14 protein-coding genes are annotated in these 19,792 nt (G+C 44.2%); 6 read left to right on the top strand and 8 right to left on the bottom strand.

Annotated elements, in window-relative coordinates:
- A partial coding sequence (locus tag V7M78_RS10425; RefSeq protein ID WP_333649177.1) for an InlB B-repeat-containing protein occupies positions 1-4,411 on the bottom strand: 4,411 nt, incomplete at its 3' end.
- 434 nt (positions 4,412-4,845) lie between these two features.
- Between V7M78_RS10425 and V7M78_RS10420 the strand changes: the two genes are divergently transcribed.
- The 3 genes from V7M78_RS10420 (at position 4,846) to V7M78_RS10410 (ending at position 7,615) form a co-directional block, all read left to right on the top strand.
- Positions 4,846-5,460, top strand: a complete 615-nt coding sequence (locus tag V7M78_RS10420; protein WP_333649175.1) for a DsbA family oxidoreductase — start codon at positions 4,846-4,848, stop codon at positions 5,458-5,460.
- A gap of 35 nt (positions 5,461-5,495) precedes the next feature.
- A complete protein-coding gene (locus V7M78_RS10415; RefSeq protein WP_333649173.1) occupies positions 5,496-6,644 on the top strand; it encodes an aldo/keto reductase in 1,149 nt (382 codons plus the stop codon).
- A gap of 104 nt (positions 6,645-6,748) precedes the next feature.
- Positions 6,749-7,615: an AraC family transcriptional regulator gene (locus tag V7M78_RS10410; RefSeq protein ID WP_333649171.1), complete on the top strand. Its 867-nt coding sequence runs from the start codon at positions 6,749-6,751 to the stop codon at positions 7,613-7,615.
- A gap of 146 nt (positions 7,616-7,761) precedes the next feature.
- Here V7M78_RS10410 and V7M78_RS10405 read toward each other — a convergent pair whose 3' ends face one another.
- The 3 genes from V7M78_RS10405 to V7M78_RS10395 all read right to left on the bottom strand — a co-directional run bounded on the left by V7M78_RS10405 (position 7,762) and on the right by V7M78_RS10395 (position 10,377).
- On the bottom strand, positions 7,762-8,952 hold the full coding sequence (locus V7M78_RS10405) for a coenzyme F420-0:L-glutamate ligase (protein WP_333649169.1): 1,191 nt from the start codon (positions 8,950-8,952) through the stop codon (positions 7,762-7,764).
- 122 nt (positions 8,953-9,074) lie between these two features.
- Positions 9,075-9,530, bottom strand: a complete 456-nt coding sequence (locus V7M78_RS10400; RefSeq protein ID WP_333649167.1) for a GNAT family N-acetyltransferase — start codon at positions 9,528-9,530, stop codon at positions 9,075-9,077.
- Between the two features lie 124 nt (positions 9,531-9,654).
- On the bottom strand, positions 9,655-10,377 hold the full coding sequence (locus V7M78_RS10395; RefSeq protein WP_442914641.1) for a LysM peptidoglycan-binding domain-containing protein: 723 nt from the start codon (positions 10,375-10,377) through the stop codon (positions 9,655-9,657).
- 769 nt (positions 10,378-11,146) lie between these two features.
- Between V7M78_RS10395 and V7M78_RS10390 the strand changes: the two genes are divergently transcribed.
- Positions 11,147-13,684: a PAS domain S-box protein gene (locus V7M78_RS10390; RefSeq protein ID WP_333649165.1), complete on the top strand. Its 2,538-nt coding sequence runs from the start codon at positions 11,147-11,149 to the stop codon at positions 13,682-13,684.
- Positions 13,685-13,802: 118 nt separating this feature from the next.
- Positions 13,803-14,105, top strand: coding sequence for a hypothetical protein (locus V7M78_RS10385; protein ID WP_333649163.1), 303 nt, complete (start codon positions 13,803-13,805; stop codon positions 14,103-14,105).
- Positions 14,106-14,171: 66 nt separating this feature from the next.
- On the opposite strand, the gene V7M78_RS10380 is transcribed toward V7M78_RS10385, so the two are convergent.
- The 4 genes from V7M78_RS10380 to V7M78_RS10365 form a co-directional block, all read right to left on the bottom strand.
- A complete protein-coding gene (locus V7M78_RS10380) occupies positions 14,172-14,717 on the bottom strand; it encodes a glutathione peroxidase (protein WP_333649161.1) in 546 nt (181 codons plus the stop codon).
- Positions 14,718-14,768: 51 nt separating this feature from the next.
- A complete protein-coding gene (locus tag V7M78_RS10375) occupies positions 14,769-16,607 on the bottom strand; it encodes a sensor domain-containing diguanylate cyclase (protein ID WP_333649159.1) in 1,839 nt (612 codons plus the stop codon).
- Positions 16,608-16,669: 62 nt separating this feature from the next.
- A complete protein-coding gene (locus V7M78_RS10370; protein ID WP_333649157.1) occupies positions 16,670-17,317 on the bottom strand; it encodes a cytidylate kinase-like family protein in 648 nt (215 codons plus the stop codon).
- Positions 17,318-17,399: 82 nt separating this feature from the next.
- Entirely contained in the window at positions 17,400-18,695 is a 1,296-nt protein-coding gene (locus V7M78_RS10365) for a galactokinase (protein ID WP_333649154.1), read from the bottom strand.
- Between the two features lie 152 nt (positions 18,696-18,847).
- On the opposite strand from V7M78_RS10365, the gene V7M78_RS10360 reads away from it, so the two are divergent.
- Positions 18,848-19,792, top strand: coding sequence for a TIGR01212 family radical SAM protein (locus V7M78_RS10360; protein ID WP_333649152.1), 945 nt, complete (start codon positions 18,848-18,850; stop codon positions 19,790-19,792).

Genomic DNA, 19,792 nt, shown 5'->3' with positions numbered 1-19,792 from the left:
CCTTATGATACACCGTTGCTTTCAGAGTCTTGGTCTGACTTTCATCCTTTACATACTTAGCAGTAAAAATCAAGTTTCCATAAGACCCATGCTCAATAACTGTTGTTAATTCGTTATGTGCAGTCCCACTTACCACCATACTTTCGTCATAATCCCAACCAGCGAAAGTATATCCGACCTTATTAGGATTGATTAATGTAATCGGATTTCCTAATAAGCTCTTAACTGTATAATTCAGCGGATTAGGATTAGCAATGGCTTTATCGCCTCCCCATGTTACTCCAGTAATATTTCTATATTCAATAGAAAATTCTTGGGAAATGCAATGGAATACTATCTTATTCTCTTCTTCGTTACTTAAATCATAAATGATAAACCCTTCTGTTACCTGATAACCATTAAGTGCTGATAAGGTGGTATCTGGATAAACCGTAATTTTATTAACTTGGCTGGTCTTTTCAGGTACACTGTAAATTACATCACCATCTTCATCTACATACTCTATGGTATATTGGAATGATAATTCGCCTGGTGTATAATAGGTAAATACGATAACATTATCAGAAACTGACCCCCTCAAAGTGAGAGTCTTACTAACTGAATCAACCGTATACCCTGAGTAAGCACCTTCAGGAACAACTGCTCTTTCAAGAACTGATTCTCCTACAACACCACTGCCAACTTTATCTGCAGCAACGCTGTCCCCGTTCGAAGTAACATACTTTACTGTATATTTAGTATTAATGTCTTCATCCCACCCAGCATAATATACTGCATTGTTAGTAAACTTCATTGCCGGATCAAATTCCTGTCCCGTACCATCCTGATTGGTATACCAGCCAGTAAATGAATATCCTTCCCGAACAGGAGAAGCTGGGGCCTCTACAGTATTATTATAACTTACATTTTTCGTTTCTACTGTCTCTGTTTGATTTTTAAACACAACAGTAAATCCCGGTAAATCCCAATCTGCATAAAGTGCCAGACCTGTAGGCATCTTTGTTGCAGAATTAAGTTCTGTATGTTCTGGATCTACATACCAGCCTTTAAACACTGCGCCCTGAACAGGGGATGCTGGAGGTGTTAAATATCCAGCTAAATCAACGCCTATTTTAACTTGTTGGTTGCTTAATTTAACTCCATTGTATCCATATAAATCCAGATTGTAGGAATTGGCTCTATAATAGAAATGAACCTGCTGCTTATTCCTTGTTTGTGCACCAAACGTACACCCCTCATAACTACCTTTCGTATATCCTACGATTTCATAAAACTCAGATTTGTCATAAAGATAATTAAAACGAACATCTATGGCCTTATATAGCCCATAGGTTACTCCATTATATACCTTTGTTTGAATTCCACTGCCACTGTAATTCTCCAACCAGTAATGAAGAGTTTGTACATTTGTTGTATTAAAACCAAAAGTATATAATGTTTTATTTCCAGACGGCATTGTATCAATATTAATGAATTTATCCTTTTCGTCTTGCGTAAATGACCATGCATACTGAGGATATGGATTATTAAATGTTTCTTTCCAAAGCTGAGTGATAGAGGCTCCGTATTTGGCAGTTAATGTGACCGTTCTTCTGCTTGTTTTCCAAGTGATTGTATATACATTTCTGGAGTAACGCACATAAATCACTGTGCTTCCATCTGGTTTTACAACCGCACTAGAGGCTTCTTTAAACGTAAAATTGGTAGAATCCAATCCAGAAGGTTTACTATCTGTAGCTCTAACTGTAACCGTTGTTCCAACAACAGCCTGTTTTACATCACTTTTAAAATAAGAATAATTGAAATCATCTGCATTTTCAGTCAGATAAACAATTGTGTAGTTTACAGATGCCGATTTCCATTTTGCATAAAGAGTAACATCTGATTCCAGTATAATGGTGGAAGTAACCTTCCCACCGGTACCTTCTGCATTTCTATACCAGCCATCAAATATATATCCCAGTTTCGTCGGACCTGAAGCAACTGTTTGTGTGCTTTCATATAGACCTTTCTGGTAAGAAACATAAGAGCCGCCGTTAGTTTCATAAGTTAAGCGATATACATTCCTGTTATAATATACATTCACACTGGTATTTCCATCAGCAGTAATCTCTGTCTGAGCTATCGGCCTTTGAACAGTAAACCCATCTCTCTCTAATGGCTGCGCATCCGTTAACTCGCCTGTTTTTCCTGGCAAGGTACGCATTGCAGAGGTGTCCTCTATATACTGAGTCCCATCAATATTCTGAAATTGATGCCTTACAGTGTAGTTAGCTGCATCAGCCCTGTAAATAACTGTTATTGTAATGGGCTCCTTATCGGAAAAGGTTCCTGTCAGATTCCCTCCAGCCTGCAACTGAACATTTCCTGGCGTACCTTCTTCAAGCTCCACATGATATCCATTTTTTAAGGGAACTGAATAACTAAATTCATATGTCCCGTTAGTTTCCGGTATTTCCGCTTTATATACTTCACCTGCAGATAATCCATTTTCATAAAAGGATCTGACTGTTATGGTTTTAAAGTTTCCCTGTTCGGGTGGTGTAACAGATGTCACAACTGTATATATCGAAAAATGTTCTGCATCAAATACCACCTCATTCCCTGTAACCTTAACTGCACTGGATACAGATTCCACTGAAATTACATCTTCAGCGTTGATTTGGGCCTGGGGAATATCCTCCTTAGTTGTAGCAACATACACTACCTCTACAATATCAGCTTCCTTACTATATTTTTCAATCGGAGATCCCGTAAAGGTAACTTCTACTACGCCTCCCCAAATCCGATCATCAAGCTTATTACTATCCTGGTCAAGAAGATCAATATTATAAGATAAAGCTGCTATAACTTTTTTCGCTTCTCCTGCTGCTGCTGCATCTGCTTCAACATTTTCTTTAACTACATCCTCAATTCCCTTTACAACACTGGCAACTGCTTTTACTCCTGCAGGCAGAATACCCTCTGCTGCATAGATATGAATAACAGTGCCATCTTCCATTGGAATAGATGCTGAAAATTCCGGATGCTCACCCGTAGCAGCCGTCATAATCACAACTTCCTGCTCCTCTGTAACCTCTGTCACAGTATAGCTGAGTGTTCTTCCATCCCCTGCTTCATCAGCAGTTGAAGTCTCACCATTAATGGTAACAGAACTAATCTCATATCCAACCTGAGGTGTCACTTTAAAGGAAAGCGTTCCATTTTCTTCTACTGTCTTAGGACCTTCTGCATAAGCTGTTCCTACTGGTTCTACAGAATATGTTATCCGGTATCCTTCTGCTGTTGTATCAACATTCAGCTGGTTTAAAGTGGTAACATAAGCTTTTGCATAATAGGATTCATCTAAGAGAATCGCACCATAGGTCTTACCTTTGGTGGTTCCTACAACTACTGGCTCTTCCTCAACCTCTGGTTCAGCCTCAGAAGGAGTACCCTCTTCTAAAGCAGTAACATCTGATGAAGTAAGAACAGAAAGCATATGCCGTGAAATAGACGCCTGGGCTCCTGATCCTTCATGGGAAGCCCCACTGTCAGTATCTTCTGCTTCAGATCCGCCATTATCAGACGAACCGGCATCAGAATCTTCACTTACAGTATCAGTATCATCGGAAGACCCTTCTGAATCAGCCTGATCTTCATCATCGGCTGTCTCTTCAGATCCGGACTCTGCTTCGCTTCCTTCTTCAGCATCTTCAGTTCCGTCTTCAGCTTTACTACTTTCTTCTACATTACCATCTTCTTCTGTTTCTTCCGTACTACCAGTTTCTTCTGCGTCTTCAGTTTCATCAACAGCCTCTGACTCCTCTTCTGTCTCCTCTGCAGTTTCCGTCTCCTCTGGATTTACAGCACTTTCATCGGGAAGGGTGGGCTCCGGCTTTACTTCCGGAACGTTTGGAATAGCTGTTGTTCCTTCAGAAAATGCCTTCACGCTGACCTTCTGGGTCAGGTAGCCATCAATATTGGAACGGAATGTAATCTTTTCATCAGATTCATTCACATAAAGGAAAATGACTTCCTCATCACCTGTCAGCAAATACTCTCCATCGGTATCTGCTGTCCGGATAAACATGCGAAGCTCTGCTCCATCAGCACTGGCTTCCTCATCCATGTAATACCCCGGACTAAATTCATACACATGGCCTTTGCCAAATAACTTTTCATATTCCCGTTTCAGAGACTGGTCTTTATCTCCAAGACCCAGATCGTCAACCTGAAAAGTTTCTCCTGCATCAATAGCAGCCTGTGCAGAATTACGCAGTTCCTCTCCACTTATCATGAAAATAGCATTTCCACTATCGAATGCCTTTTCTACATCCGCCCACGATACCATATTGAATGATGTCATAGTCAGACAAAGTGCGAGGAAACTTGCAACACTTTGCCGTAATTTTCTTCTTAACTGTTTCATAACGACTCTCCTTTCCATACATTGTCTAAATTTAATAAGGTATATTGAGGGGTAAAAAAACAGGCCCCTCTTTTTCTTACTGTATACACCCATTCTCCCCCCTTATCTTTATGCGGAAGAAAATAACACTAAACCAATAACAAAGAGTTCCCGCTGAATGCAGCGTTATACATAAAATCTTCCATTTTTTACTTCTACGAACATATCATACCAAAACAAAATTACATTTCGGTTACATCCATAAAGTTTTTATAACTTTTTTAATATTTTCTTTCTTATTGCTTACAATCCTTTTACTTCAGCTCCTTCTTTCTGAATTTCCCACTGGCTTGTATATAAATTAAAATTATAATATAATAAACATAAGTTCCGTCAACCTTCGGAACAATAATAATGTTTGTTTTTCCTATAGGGAAAAAGAAAGGAGCCAGCTTATGGATAAGAATGAGAAAAAGAAAGTGGAAGTATTTTTTGATTATATATGCCCATTTTGCTATGCGGGGCTAAAGTATTTTGAGGACTTACTTCCGGAATACAACATAGAAATAGAATGGAGGGCCGTAGAGGCTCATCCCAAATCAGAGCCACCCCATGATCTTTCCGGTCACATGGAAGCCTGGGAGCGGAAAATAAGGCCTATGGTTCTTCAGGCCGGACTGGAACTGAATGCCCCTGTTTCCCCTGCCCCCAGAAGCGACAAAGCTTTTGAAGCAATGCACTACATCATAGACCATCAGGGAAATGTGGAGGAATACCACAAAAATATGTTCAGGACCATGTTCGTGGATCAAAAAGATTTGGAAGACATTTCCGTCATCCTGACCTGCGCACAAGATTGCGGTATCAATCTGTCAGATCTGGAAACCGCCTTAAAAAACGGAACTTATTCTGGAAAACAACAGCAGGCCTTATCCTATGCTTACGGAGATAATGAGATCGCTGTAGTTCCGACTTTCATCAGCGGATCTCATCGCTTAGATGCTGTGGCAGGAGTAGGTGTTACAAAAGAACAGGTGAAGGAATTTTTAGACAGCCTTTACGAGGATTAGAAACAATCTTTTGAATATGAGGAGGATATGGATTCATGAATTATCGCCAACTGGGCAATACAGGCTTAATGGTCAGTGAAATCGGTATGGGGTGTGAAGGCTTTGTAGATAAGCCCTACCAGCAGATAAAAGAATTTGTAGATGCCATGGAGGCAGGAGGCGTTAACTGCATTGACTTATACACCCCTGACCCTGTGCTCCGCTCCATGCTTGGCCGGGCCTTGCGGGGCCGCAGGGAAAAATTTGTGCTTCAGGCCCATCTTTGTACAGTCTGGAAAAATGGCCAGTATAAACGTACCAGAGATATGAAAGAAGTTAAAGAAGGTTTTGAAGACCAGTTAGAACGATTGGAAACCGATCATGTGGAAATTGGCATGATCCATTATGTGGATTCCCTGTCTGATTGGGAAACAGTCAAAGAAGGGGCTGTTATGGAATATTCCCGGAAGCTGAAAGAATCAGGTGTCATCGGCTCCATCGGCCTTTCAAGCCATAACCCTGAGGCTGCCCTGGCTGCCGTAAACAGCGGCCTGATAGATGTCCTCATGTTCAGTATCAACCCCTGTTACGACCTTCAGCCTGCCAGCGAAAACTTAGAAGAACTATGGGATACCAAAAGCTATGAAAAGCCCCTGGTCAACATGGACCCGAACCGTCAGGCTCTTTATGAGACCTGTCAGAGACTGGGTGTGGCTATCACTGTGATGAAAGCATTTGGAGGAGGCGATCTCTTAAGCGCCGAACTGTCTCCTGCCGGAATGGCACTGACACCTTACCAGTGTCTCCATTATGCCCTGACCCGGCCTGCCGTAGCCACGGTTATGTCCGGTGCGAGAACCTTAGAGGAGTTAAAGCTCAGCATTTCCTATGTAGATGCGCCTGACAGTGAAAAGGACTATGCCGCTGCTTTTGCTGCACTGCCTAAGATCAGCTGGAAAGGCCACTGCATGTACTGCGGCCACTGCGCCCCATGCCCGGTGGGAATCGATATCGCTGCTGTTACTAAGTTTTTAAATCTGGCAATCGCCCAGAACGATATACCGGAAACAGTACGGGAACACTATGAAGTCCTTCCTCACAAAGCAGGAGAATGCATCCGCTGCAAAGCCTGTGACAAACGATGTCCCTTTGATGTTCCTGCCATGGAGAACATGGAAAAAGCGGCCCAGATGTTTGGGGCATAATGAAGATGGTTTATCTCTATGGGAATTCGATATTTTTTACATACATAAGTCGAGCATTGCCAAAGCAGCTTTGATATGATGTAGAAGGGAAGGGAGGGAAGGCTATGCTGCAGGAACTGAACCGCGCCATTGAGTATATCGAAGAACATTTGACTGACGAACTGTATTTGGATAAAATATCTGAATATGTGGGAATCTCCGATTATCACTTTCGAACGGTATTCTTTTATCTTGCTGGAATGTCATTGAGTGAATATATAAAAGGCAGAAGGTTGTCGGAAGCCAATAAAGATTTGCTCATGGGGGAAAAGGTCACGGATGTGGCTTATAAATATGGCTACGGATCAATGGATGGATTTGCCCGGGCATTCAAAAAATGGAGCGGATTTTTGCCCTCGGATGTTATAAAAAAAAGGATCAGCAAGCCCTTCCCTAAACTTTCATTTGTCATCAAAGTCAAAGGAGGAGATACTATGGAATGTAGAATCGAAGAAAAACCGGCGTTTTATCTGGCTGGTGTGAGCAAGCGGGTTCCCATGCAGTTTGAGGGTGTCAACAATGGAATTGTGGAACTTGCAATGAGCATTACAAAAGAACAAAGAGAAGAAATGCACGCACTGCAAAACATGGAACCTTACGAAATTATCAACGCCTCTTATGAAGCAGACGCCGGATTTTTGAAAGAAGAAGGTGAACTGACCCATCTGATTGGCGTGCTGACCACAAAAGAGGAAGTAAGCAGCCAATTGGTGAAGGTTCCGGTAGAAGCCTGCGCCTGGGCCGTTTTTCCCAATGAAGGCCCGTTCCCCTTCACTCTGCAAAATACCATGGCACGCATTTATTCCGAATGGCTGCCCGCTTCCGATTATGAGGTCATTAACATGCCCGGTTTTTCTTTTTCAAAAATGGATGAGCATAAAAAGGATTACGCCTACAGCGAAGTTTGGACACCGGTTCGGAAGAAAAAATAAATTTATTTGCGTACCATCTGTTTTCACAACAGAAAGCGTAAAACGGCGAGGAAAAATCCTCGCCGTTTTTTCTTCATTTTATTATGTCAACACACTTTACAGGGCACTTTCTTTCGTAATCATAAAAGCGGCCCGATAAAAGAAGTCTAGTTTGTAAAGTTGTCAAAATAACCCTGGATGTGAATGATTGGGGTTCCCTTATCGCCGGAGCCGCTGGTCAAGTCGCATAAAGAGCCGATCAAGTCAGTTAAGCGGCGGGGGGTTGTCCCTTGAGATGCCATATCTCCCACAAGATTTTCTTTCTTATCTTTGATACGTCCTTCAATAGCTTTTTGCAGTGCTTCACCAGAAAGTTCTGCAAAATCATTATCCGCAAGGTATTTCAGCTTAATCTCATTAGGAGTTCCATTGAGTCCCGGAGTATTGGCCACTGAAACGCAAGGATCAGCCAGCTCCCAGATCTTTCCTACCGGATCTTTAAATGCGCCGTCGCCGTAAACCATGGCTTCCACATGCTTTCCTGTTGCCTCCAGCAATTTCTTCTGGATGTCTTCCACAAGAGGTGTGCATTCACGCGGGAAAAGCTTGACCTTATCTTCGGTGGATTTGTTGGAGCCAAGAAGGCCGAAGCGCTCATTATATCCGCTGCCGTCTACGGAAGCGTTGAGGATGTCGTCAAGTCCGCATACTCTCTCTGCGCCGCCTGCCTGGAGAATCCGTTTTGTGCGGGCACGGGTATGGATATCGCAGCAGAGTACATTTTTGGTGTAATCCAGAATTACCCTGGAATCATTGGCAAAAATAATCTCACATTCTGCGCCTTCCGCCCGGACAAGATCTCCGTAATACTGCACATAATCCACGCCTGTAAAGGTGTGCTTGTTCTCACCGAACAATTCCCGGTATTTTTCCAGGGTAAGCACATCACTGTAAGGGTTTATTCCGGCAGCATCAATCTGATCCAGAGAAACCAGTTCATTTCCCACCTCATCGCTGGGATAGCTGAGCATAAGAATCACCTTTTTTGCACCGCGGGCAATACCCTTTAAACATACAGAAAAACGGTTGCGGGAAAGGATTGGGAAAATAACCCCGATTGTCTCACCGCCAAGCTTTTGCTTTACATCTGCCGCAATTGCATCAATCGAAGCATAATTTCCCTGGGCGCGGGCAACTACTGATTCTGTCACTGAAACAATATCCCGGTCACGCAGGGAAAAGCCTTCCTGCTTGGCCGCCTCTAATACACTATCTACAACAATTTGAGACAAATCGTCACCTTCCCTGACAATAGGGCAGCGAATGCCTCTTACTACAGTACCAACTTTACGTTCCATTGTATCATCTCCAAACTTTACGATTTTTCATTTACATTATAATATAAAATTCTTTTTCAGGGAAGGTAAATTAAAAATATTATTCATAAAATTAAGATTTCCTGCATAGGCACACCGTTTCCCTATCTTTTTACCGGTTTCTCCATGACATAATTGGTGAGTACAACACCTCTTCTCATCACCTGCTGCTCTCTGACCACGCCGTATCCGCGGGCTTCAAAAAACGGCTTTGCTGTAATGGAGGCATGGGTTGTAATATTATTTACCAAAAAGCGGGATTCCAGCCTGTCACATAGAGCTGTCGCAATCCCCTGCCCCTGATAATCCTTGTGAACGAAAAGATGGTCCAGATATCCGGTTGAGTCAATATCACCGAATCCTACAATATTGCCGTCTTCTGCGGCGACCAGGGTATCATGCTCTAAAAACACCCGGTTCCACTGGTCTGCATTCACCGGACCGGCCCATGCATCAAGCTGTTCCTGGGTATAATCCCGGTTGCAGACCCCATGAACCGTATTGAAAAACAACTCCACTATTTCCTGTATATCAGCTTCTCTGTACTCCCTTATTTCCACATCTTCCCCTCCATCCTTTCCTCTATCTTATCATAAAGCAGATATTTTCTCCACTGCAATGACATTGGGCAATTTATAAAAACAGGCGGCCCAGTCATTAAGACACGGGCCGCCTTATATGAAATTATAATCCAAAATACTGGTGGAACTGTCTTACAATTCCCCAGGCCATTGTATCTGCCATTTTCATAGCTTCCTGCTCGATATTTCCAAAAATATAGATGCTGTCATCATAATCACCGGATATCATATCAGAAGCTTCCACTTTCAGCATTGCAAGATCATCGTAAAGCATCTTCTTCCAATCCTGGACTGACCAGTTAGGATTTAAATTTCCAAGGAATTCTGCAATCCGGTCTGCATTCTGATACCAGCGCCTTTCCGCATCATCCGCTGCACTTATGTTGCCTGCCTTTATATTTCTGAAAAGCTCTTTGCCAATTGTAAAGCGTTCTGTCATCAGGTCTTCAAACCATTCCCCGTTCTCTTCTCCATAAAACGGACGCAGTGCTGTTTTAAAATCTCTTAAATTCTGCAACATACGGTTTGTAACGGCATCTTCATTAGGAGAGGAGAAAGCTATGCTTTGAATAAGCATCCTTCTCCAGTAAACATGCTCCATCCATAAAATCCTTAAGTAATGATTCAAAGTCTGCTCCGCACTGCTGACCCATCTGGGAGCAGGCTCTAGTCTGGGCTGAGGCTGGGGCTGGGGAGCCAAGGGATATATGCCTCCATAAGGAATGCAGATTACCTGGCCGATAAATAAGTTCATCGGATTGATTCCCGGGTTTACAGACATAATTTCATCAACAGTTGTACTAAATCGCTGTGATAACAGCCACAATGTATCTCCTGATTGAATTACATAAGAATACGTTCCGGCAGGGCAGGTATTTGCCATTTCGGTACTGTTTGACTCTGTGCGAACCATAGACGGTGTATGCTGCTGGATTTGGGAACGCTGGGATTGAGACTGGGGAGATGTAGGCGACTGCGGCTGAGTCTGAGCCGGTGGCTGGGGCTGTATCTGAGGCTGCAGCCATGGTTGTACTTGTGGCTGGGCTTGCGGCTGCGCCGATGACGGAGTCTGCGGCTGGGCTTGCGGCTGTGACGGCATCTGTGGTTGTGGCTGTGCCTGCGGCTGTGGAGGTACCAGTGGTTGCGGCACAGCCGGCATTTCACTCGAAGGCGTAGCCTGAATCCCATTCTCTCTCGGAACACAAATCATTTGTCCACTGTACATACTATTTAAATTCAAACTTGGATTGGCAGCCACAATGCTCTCTGGAGAAACATTGAAACGCCTTGATATAAACCATAGGGTATCACCGGATTGAACAGTATAAGAATACATTCCCTCGGAACAAGGAGTCATAATTTTACTGCCTTTCAATTAAACAATTTGCATTATTTTATGACTTCATAAGCAGGAAAGTACCTGTCAGCCGCAAACAAAATATAATTTTCCTATATACTTTACAGGAACCCAAAAATTATTTACAGAAAACAAAAATGATCAATTGCATAATGAAAGTTTTTTTGATATTATTTCAGTATTAATAACTTTTTATTTCTACATTTCACACACTTATTTGCTTAAAGGGGGACTCACTATGAAAAATGAAGGAATGGAAAGAATTTTCATGCAAATGCCCATAGGATATGCCCGCTTAGCGGCTGTTTCTGAAAAGACCGCACATGGGCAGCAATACATTCTCATGGAAGCCAATGATACATTTTTTCACTGCTGGGGTCTGGACAAAGAAAAGTCCTTAAATAAACGTATATCCCAGCTCCTTGACGATGTCTCCGATACTTCTGCCTGGAAAAACTTTTATGAAAATCTGGCTTATGCCAAAAAGGAAAAACCTTTTATCATAAATATTGGTGAACATAGCTTTCGGATGACCCTCCATTATGACAGCCAGTCAGAGGAGCTCACATCCTTTTTCACTGATATCACCGACATTTACCGGCAGCTGCAGACAGAACAGGATAAAAACGAGAAACTGGCCCAGGATATTGATATCTTTTTCAACAGCACCCAGGATGGCTTATTTATCGTCAACTATGAGGACGGAGAGTTCCGCTATCTCCGCAACAACACGGCCCATCAGAATTTAACAGGTCTGACCATACAGCAGCTTGGAGGTAAAACTCCAACCCAGGCCCTTGGAGAAACAGGAGCCGCCCTCCAAAACGGATACCAGAAATGCGTGGATTCCGGTGAAAGCGTAATGTACGAAGAGACAGCCACCTTCAATGGAAAAAACAGAAGGTGGCTGGTGCGCCTCACCCCCGTGAAGGATAAGGGGCAGGTTTCCTACATCATAGGTTCCCGCATTGACATTACAGACTTAAAGCGTCTGGAAATGGAAAAAGAACAGCTTTTAGAAAACTTAAATTCCATGTTTACCTCCCATTCAGCCGTCATGTTAATCGTTGAAAGGGAAACAGGACGTATCCTGGATGCCAACCCAAAAGCCTGCTCCTTTTACGGCTATACCAGGGAAGAGCTGCTGGCTATGAACATGGAAAATATCAACGGAACCATACACCACAGCCAGATCCATTCTCTCACTGAAACAGACCGTTACTTCCTGTTCCCCCACCGTTTAAAAAGTGGGGAGATCAAAATGGTGGATGTATACACCAGCCTCATCACCTATGAAGGGGAAAAACAGCTGTTTTCCATTATATTTGACGTGTCAGACCGGGAAAAGTTCAGGGAGGACTTATCGAAAGAAAAGGAATTGTTAAGCGTCACATTTAACTCCATTGGAGACGGAGTCGTTACCACTGATAACGAGGGACTTGTTACTTCCTTAAATAAAGCGGCCAGTGAGATCACCGGCTGGCAGATTGAGGAAGCATATAAAAAGCCTTTTCATGAAATTTTTGACCTAAGAAATGAAGCCACCGGGGAAGCTGCGTCAAATCCCATCAGTGAGGTGCTGAGGACGGGAAAGATCGTAGGCCTTGCCAATCACACTGTGCTCTTAGACAAGCAGGGAAATTTGGTTCCCATTGCGGACAGCGCCGCTCCCATCCGGGATGAAAACGGTCTGGTATACGGCGTTGTCATGGTTTTTCGGGATGTGAGCCAGGAAAAGACACAGCAGGAACGAATTCTATATTTAAGCTATCACGATGCATTGACGGGAATGTTCAACCGAAGATATATGGAAGAAGAAATGCTGCGGATCGATCAGCCCGGCAATCTGCCTATTGCCGTCATCATGGGAGATGTAAACGGATTAAAGGTGAGCAACGACGTTTTCGGTCACAAGACCGGAGACCTCCTTTTAAAATCAGTTGCAGAAGCATTTAAGCACACAATAGGAGAAATGGGAGTCTCAGCCAGATGGGGCGGCGATGAATTTTTAGTCCTGCTTCCCCAAATAGATGCCGTAAAAGCACAAAAGCTGGTGAGGCAGATGGAAGAAACCTTAAAAAAGAACGACAGCCTTCCCTTTAAAATCAGCGTTGCCCTTGGCTTTGATATAAAATATGATGAAAAGGTTTCGCTTCATCAGGTTCTCCAAAAAGCTGAGGAACGGATGTACCACAAAAAGCTTATGGAGGGAAAGAGTTACCGCAACAACATTATGAATTCCCTTTTATCCACCCTGTATGAAAGAAGCACAGAGACTATCGAGCATTCCTTAAGGATGGAGGCCATCTGCCTCCCCATTGCGGAAAAAATGAACCTCACCCTTGAGGAAAGGGATGAGCTGTCACTTTTCGCCATGCTCCACGATATTGGAAATGTAGGGGTCCGCACAGAGCTTCTGACAAAGGCCGGCCCTTTAGATGCGGAAGAATGGAAAGAAATCAAGCGCCATCCGGAATTGGGCTACCGTATTGCCCAGAATACGCCTGAGCTTTCTGTTGTATCCGAATATATACTATCCCACCATGAAAGGTGGGATGGAAGCGGCTATCCCAGAGGCTTAAAAGGGACCGATATCCCTCTCTTATGCCGCATTATGGCAGTCGCTGACGCATACGATGCCATGACAAATGACCGGCCTTACAGGAAGGCGATCGAACCCCAGGCTGCAAAAGAAGAAATCAGGAGCCTGGCAGGAAAACAATTTGATCCTCATATATCCGAAATCTTCCTGGAACTGGACTACCCCAGCTTTTAAAACCCAATCAAACCCCAGGGGAACTCCTTGCCCTATAGGCAAATTCACCTTACAGCTTCCTTTTTAATACCATGTAGTAGGACATCAATACACATTCCTGCAAAAAAGGAGGCATGCCATGAAAGCAGATAAGGTCACTCTCATTGAAATTAAATACCCCCGGGCAGACCGGGAAAAACAGACCTGTTTTCTCCTTGTCTGGCAGGACTGGTTACAGGAGACTGATGAAAGAATCTGCCTGACCACAGAACTTTGCTGTTCCCAGGAGGAAGAGCCTTTCATCCTGGTCCGGGGGATTTTCCAAGGACTTCCCGAAGAAGCTTTGGGTATCATTTCCCCTCTTATTACTCTTGGAGGGGCCAGATACCGGTTAAAATACTTGCCTTTTAAAGAAGCTTTAAGCGCATTTACCCTCCCTTAAGGAATTCATGAAAAGAAATAGAAAAACAGGAGACAGCCGGTTGCTTTGGCTGTCTCCTGTTTTGTTTTACAGCAGTTCTTTTATTTTTTCTTCCACAAGCTTCATATCCGCAGTGGGCTCAAACCGCTCAACCACATTTCCCTGACGGTCCACCAGGAATTTAGTGAAATTCCATTTGATATCAGGTTCATTTTTATAATCCGGATGAGACTTTTCTAAAATTCCTTCCAGAATGGAAGTGATCCTATGGGCCGGATCAAAACCGGCAAAGCCCTTCTGCTTAACCAGATACTGATACAGTGGAATGGCCTGGCTTCCGTTTACCTCAATCTTTGAAAACTGAGGGAAGGTCACCCCAAAGCGTCCGGTGCAGAAAGTATGAATCTCCTCATCAGCTCCCGGCGCCTGCTCTCCGAACTGGTTGCAGGGGAAATCAAGTATTTCAAGCCCCTTCTCTCCATGTGCCTCATATATGGCTTGAAGATCTGCATACTGAGGTGTAAAACCGCATTCTGTGGCAGTATTTACAATCAGCAGCACCTTTCCGGAATAATCGGACAGATTCTTTTCACTGCCCTCCATTGTTTTTACCTTAAAATCATAAACAGACATATTCAGTACCTCCTTTATGTGTAATAAAAGTTACCTTTTTTATAGGCCATGTCACTTGGAATCCTGGTAAAAGGCATATCCCTTTTTGGAATTATTCTTTACCCAGTACATGGCTTTATCGGCAGCATGGTACAGTTCTCCATAGGTGACTCCATCTTTTGGTGCAACTGCAATTCCAATGCTGGCGGAAATCGTGATTTCAGGAAATTCCTCAGACTCTATATTTCGGAAAGCCTCTATAATGGCCTTTGCAGCGTTTTCAATCCGCTGCGTATCCCATTCCTCTGGGACGAACACCACAAACTCGTCTCCTCCCATTCTGGCAACCACTCCGGTTTCACCGAAAAGCCTTTTCAAATCTCCTGCCACAAAGGTCAGAGCCGTATCTCCTGCCACATGGCCGTATGTGTCATTGATCTCCTTAAAGTTGTCCAGATCAATCATGATGAACAGGCCCCTTTTCCGGGAAGCCAGCTCTTTCTCAATAATGCGCTTCCCAAACCGGTTATACATGCCTGTCAGCAGATCTCTCCGGGCTTCATTTTTCAGGCGTTCCTCTCTTCCAAGCTGTTCCATAATATCCTCCAGCTTTCCCACCACCCGGAACAAGCGGCCTGAGGAATCCTTTAAAATCTTAAACTGGCAGTTAAACCACCGGTATTCTCCGGATACAGTCTTCAGCCGGATGCGGCGGCGCATCATCTCGTCCTTTTTCCAGGCCTTCAGGGCCATCTGAATGCTTCCCCGGCCCTTCCAGTCATCGGGATGGATAAGCTGGCTGCCGCGGCCCGGATTTAAGACTCCGGTTATGGTCAGGCTGTCCAGCTTCAGCTTATTCCTGGCGTTGGAAGTAAATTCGATAGTATCGGAAAGATAATCGTATTCAAACAACACTGTATCAGTGAACTGGGAAAGAACCGCATACCGCTGTTCTCCCATCTGAAGCCTTTGCTTCTGCCGGATAAATCCCAGGCCAATGACAGTACATATGGTGAGTGTCAGGATAACCAGCAATCCCCCGGTTCTGAAGAGAGAATCAAAGATCAATTCTGACTGGATAAGCACGTCCGGGGAGCGGACAAAGTTCACAAGATTCCATTGATTGATTCCCAAAGGGTAGGAGGATATATAATATACACTCTCCTTTCCGGAAAAGGAAAAAGTAAAGGACTCACGTTCCTCAAACCGTTTTTTTATTTCCCCGGCATACTGCGCCTCAATCCCGTTGTTTTCTATAGAAGAAAACAGATTCCCGCAGTTTTCAAAAAAGCTGCTGTTCCCATACAAAATGCTTCCGTCTGATTTTACAATGAGAGAATGCACCCGTTTAAAGGGGGTGCTCACTGTTCCGCTATTCACAAGAGCGTCGGCATCCACCTTCAAAAAAAAGACTCCTGTTATTTCTTCCCCTTCCCTGACCGGCTCCGCAGCAAAGAAGAACTTCTTTTCTCCTGAACCGTCTGAAGCCAGTATATCAGAAAAGCCTCCCTTTCCCGTTAAAAGCTGTTCCTTCAATTGGGGGGCCTCTTCCATGGATCCCCCTTCCAGGAACTGGGAAATATCCTGGTAATAGATCTGATAATCCTCATTTCTTTTGTTGAACTGATCCAGATAAACCTGAACTTTTCCGTTCAGTCCAGACAAGCCGGCGGACTCTGCCGCTTCCGCCAGCCCGGACAGTATCCTGTCAATATCGTCTGCCAGCTCGCCGATTCCGTGCTGCCTGGCCTCCGTATAGGAAGACAGGCTTTCGTAAATAAACCGGCTGAGCTCCTGATTCAAGCGTTTATACTGTTCCCTTAATATGGTAAAGGAACCGGCAATCAAAACAAACAGTCCAATCAAGCTCAAAATCACATATGCCAGCCTGGATTTTTTTCCTTGCCTCATCTATTGATCTCCATTCTCAAGGTTAATAGCTCCAAAGGCAGGCGGTATGATTTCATTAACCTCTAAAACTCAATTCCTCTCAATTTAACATAATCCTTAATAAGCCTTGCCGTCTGGTCCAGATCAATGCTTCCGGTATTGATGATCAGGTCATAATTATCCCAATCCTCCCAATCATTTCCTGTATAATAACGGTAGTACTCCTTCCGCTCCCGGTTAATCTTCTTTACCCGCCTGGAAGCTTCTTTTTCATCCAATTTGTCCACTTCCATGACCCGTCTGATTAAAGTTTCATTGTCTGCATAGACAAATATCTTGATCAGCCCCGGACAATCCACATCCTCACGGCTTAAAATATAATCCGCGCATCTGCCTGCTATGATGCAGGATTCCTGGGCCGCCAGCTCCCGGATGACCTGGGACTGGAACCGGAATAAATTCTCCGGCTTTACAATGTCCCCATCCATGGAAGGCTTTCCAAGCTGTGGTTTTAAACCGCTTACGATCTTATAAAGTAAATTGCCTCCCGCCTTTTCATCGGCAAGACGGAAGAATACCTCGCCCACTGCGCTCTGCTCTGAGGTAATAGTCAGAATCTCTTCGTCATAAAAATGAATCCCCAATTCTTCGGCAAGTGCCTTTCCCACCATGCGGCCTCCGCTGCCGTACTGACGTCCAATTGCAATGACCAGATTTTTCTTCTCGCTCATGATACCTCTCTCCTTTTTATGCATTTTTCTGCTCATCATTTCTTATCTTTATTCTACCCCATTTGGAACAGTTTTACAATTATTATTGATTCACCAGTTCACTAAAACAGATGGCTCCGTAAGGCCTGATGCTCATACGGTAAGCATTGCCTTTTCCCAGTGCCTTTTCTATGTAAGAAATATATTCCCCCGCAAGCTCATCCGGCAGCAGTGTCATAATAACGCCTGCAAATCCACCGCCATGGATTCTGCATACACCTTTTCCTTTTTCTTCTAAAAATAATTCAGTTAGAGCCAGGGCAATGGAAACTCCCTGTTCCTGATAATTTGTATTGGTAAAGCAGTTTTGCAGCCATTTCCAGGAGGAATTTCCGGAAGCTGTAATGTTCCTTAAAAAGTCCTCAAACCGGTTTTCCTTTAAAGCAGCCACTTCTGCCTCCACCCTTTTATTTTCTTCAAAGAAATGAAGGGCACGAAGAACAGAACGGTCTCCTGCAAATTCTCTGACCTGGCTTAAATTGTCAATAACCTCCTGCTCGGTAATCTGGGCGCAGACCTCTTTTCCGAAAAATTCCGCAACCTTTTTCATCTCTTCCGGGACAGAAGAATAATCTGCACTTAAATCCGCATGTCCTTTTCCCGTATTGACGATGATCAGGCTGTGTTTCTGGGAAGCGAAATCAAAATCAATTTGTTCCACCACCGGAGATGCCGGGTCCTTAAAGTCAATGGTGATCAGGCCGCCTACCGCACAGGCCATCTGGTCCAAAAGGCCAGAAGCCTTGTCCCAGTACATATTTTCAGCATATTTTCCCACATGAGCATAGGCCACCGTATCCATGCGCCCGCCATTAAAAAATGTATTTAAGATAGAGCATAAAAGCATCTCAAAGGAAGCGGAGGAGCTGACTCCTGCGGCGCTGATCACGCTGCTGGTCACATATGCATTAAAGCCTCCGATCTCATATCCAGCTTCCAAAAAGCCCTTTAAAAGTCCTTTTACCAGATCAACGGTTCCTGACTTCTTATCACTTGGAGTCAGATCATCCAGATCCACGAGAAAGCTCTGATGAAAGGTTTCGCTGATAATGTTCACCTTTCTGCTGTTATTTTTTGCCGCCGCACCCACACAGTCCAGATTGATGCTGCCTGCCAGCACCTTTCCGTGATTGTGGTCCGTATGGTTTCCGCTGATTTCCGTACGTCCGGGAGAGGAAAACAATACCACCTCTTCCTCAGGAAATTCCTTATGAAAATTTATAACAAGGTTCTGATAACGTTCTACATTTTCCTTAACAGCTTCCTCCCCATATAAAGCAGCCAGAAGGCTCAGGGATTTTTCAGATTCCAGTAAACGGATGATGTCATTTTCTTTCATGATACATGCTCCTTTTCTCTTTCTTTCATTACTGCTATAGGAAGTATATCACAAATTCTGAAGATTCCACAATACGTAATATAATTTTTCATTTGACAGTCAGGACAAGGCTTTCGTATAATGAAACAATCATAAAAAACAGGGAGAAAATCATGTTCTGGAACGAGAAGCCTTACCATTCTCTTGACTATGAGATGAAAAAACAATACGGGCATAAGGTTTACAAGCTGGCTCTTGACGGAGGCATGACCTGCCCCAACCGGGATGGAACCTTAGGCCGGGGCGGCTGTATATTCTGTAGCAGCGGCGGGTCGGGAGAATTTGCCGAAGCCCTGTCACCGGACCGCTCTGTGGCAGAACAGCTCCAGTCCGCAAGAATGCGTGTCCAAAGCAAGATAAAGGATGAGAACTGCCGTTTTATCGCTTACTTCCAATCCTATACCAACACCTATGCGCCGGTTTCCTATTTGGAGGAATTGTTCACCAGCGTAATCCGCCAGCCTGACGTGGCAATTCTTTCCATTGCCACCCGCCCGGACTGCCTTCCACCTGATGTCCTCCTTCTATTAAAAGACTTAAACCGGATCAAGCCGGTCTGGGTGGAGCTGGGCCTGCAGACCATCCACCAGTCCACCGCTGATTATATTCGCAGGGGCTATCCCCTGGGACTTTTTCAGGATGCTTATGAACGCTTAAAGGAGGCCGGACTCACAGTCATTGCCCATGTCATCCTGGGACTTCCCGGAGAAACCAGGGACATGATCCTGGAAACCGTAGAATATCTGGCTCATTTAGGAAAACACGGCATCGACGGAATCAAGCTGCAGCTTCTCCATATTCTGGAACACACAGATCTGGCAGAAGAATACCGTAAAGGGCTGGTTCCTGTCTATTCCCTGGAGGAATACACAGATCTGGTCATTGACTGCATTGCCCTGCTTCCGCCTGAAACAGTCATTCACCGGATCAGCGGAGACGGTCCTAAGCAAATGCTTTTGGCTCCCTTATGGAGCAGCAACAAAAAACTGGTCTTAAATACCTTGTCAAAGCGGTTAAAAGAACGAGGCATCTGCCAGGGTGACAGATACCTCGTCTGA

This window comes from Lacrimispora sp. (assembly GCF_036758025.1).
Lineage (GTDB): Bacteria > Bacillota > Clostridia > Lachnospirales > Lachnospiraceae > Lacrimispora.
Note: the sequence above shows the minus strand (reverse complement) of the source record. Positions and strands in the feature narration are given on the sequence as shown.

Bases quoted from the DNA above. Each gene is read 5' to 3' on its own strand.
- V7M78_RS10390 (WP_333649165.1), top strand. From the start codon at position 11,147: ATGAAAAATGAAGGAATGGAAAGAATTTTCATGCAAATGCCCATAGGA.
- V7M78_RS10385 (WP_333649163.1), top strand. From the start codon at position 13,803: ATGAAAGCAGATAAGGTCACTCTCATTGAAATTAAATACCCCCGGGCA.
- V7M78_RS10365 (WP_333649154.1), bottom strand. From the start codon at position 18,695: ATGAAAGAAAATGACATCATCCGTTTACTGGAATCTGAAAAATCCCTG.
- V7M78_RS10370 (WP_333649157.1), bottom strand. From the start codon at position 17,317: ATGAGCGAGAAGAAAAATCTGGTCATTGCAATTGGACGTCAGTACGGC.
- V7M78_RS10415 (WP_333649173.1), top strand. From the start codon at position 5,496: ATGAATTATCGCCAACTGGGCAATACAGGCTTAATGGTCAGTGAAATC.
- V7M78_RS10410 (WP_333649171.1), top strand. From the start codon at position 6,749: ATGCTGCAGGAACTGAACCGCGCCATTGAGTATATCGAAGAACATTTG.
- V7M78_RS10380 (WP_333649161.1), bottom strand. From the start codon at position 14,717: ATGTCTGTTTATGATTTTAAGGTAAAAACAATGGAGGGCAGTGAAAAG.
- V7M78_RS10420 (WP_333649175.1), top strand. From the start codon at position 4,846: ATGGATAAGAATGAGAAAAAGAAAGTGGAAGTATTTTTTGATTATATA.
- V7M78_RS10360 (WP_333649152.1), top strand. From the start codon at position 18,848: ATGTTCTGGAACGAGAAGCCTTACCATTCTCTTGACTATGAGATGAAA.
- V7M78_RS10375 (WP_333649159.1), bottom strand. From the start codon at position 16,607: ATGAGGCAAGGAAAAAAATCCAGGCTGGCATATGTGATTTTGAGCTTG.
- V7M78_RS10405 (WP_333649169.1), bottom strand. From the start codon at position 8,952: ATGGAACGTAAAGTTGGTACTGTAGTAAGAGGCATTCGCTGCCCTATT.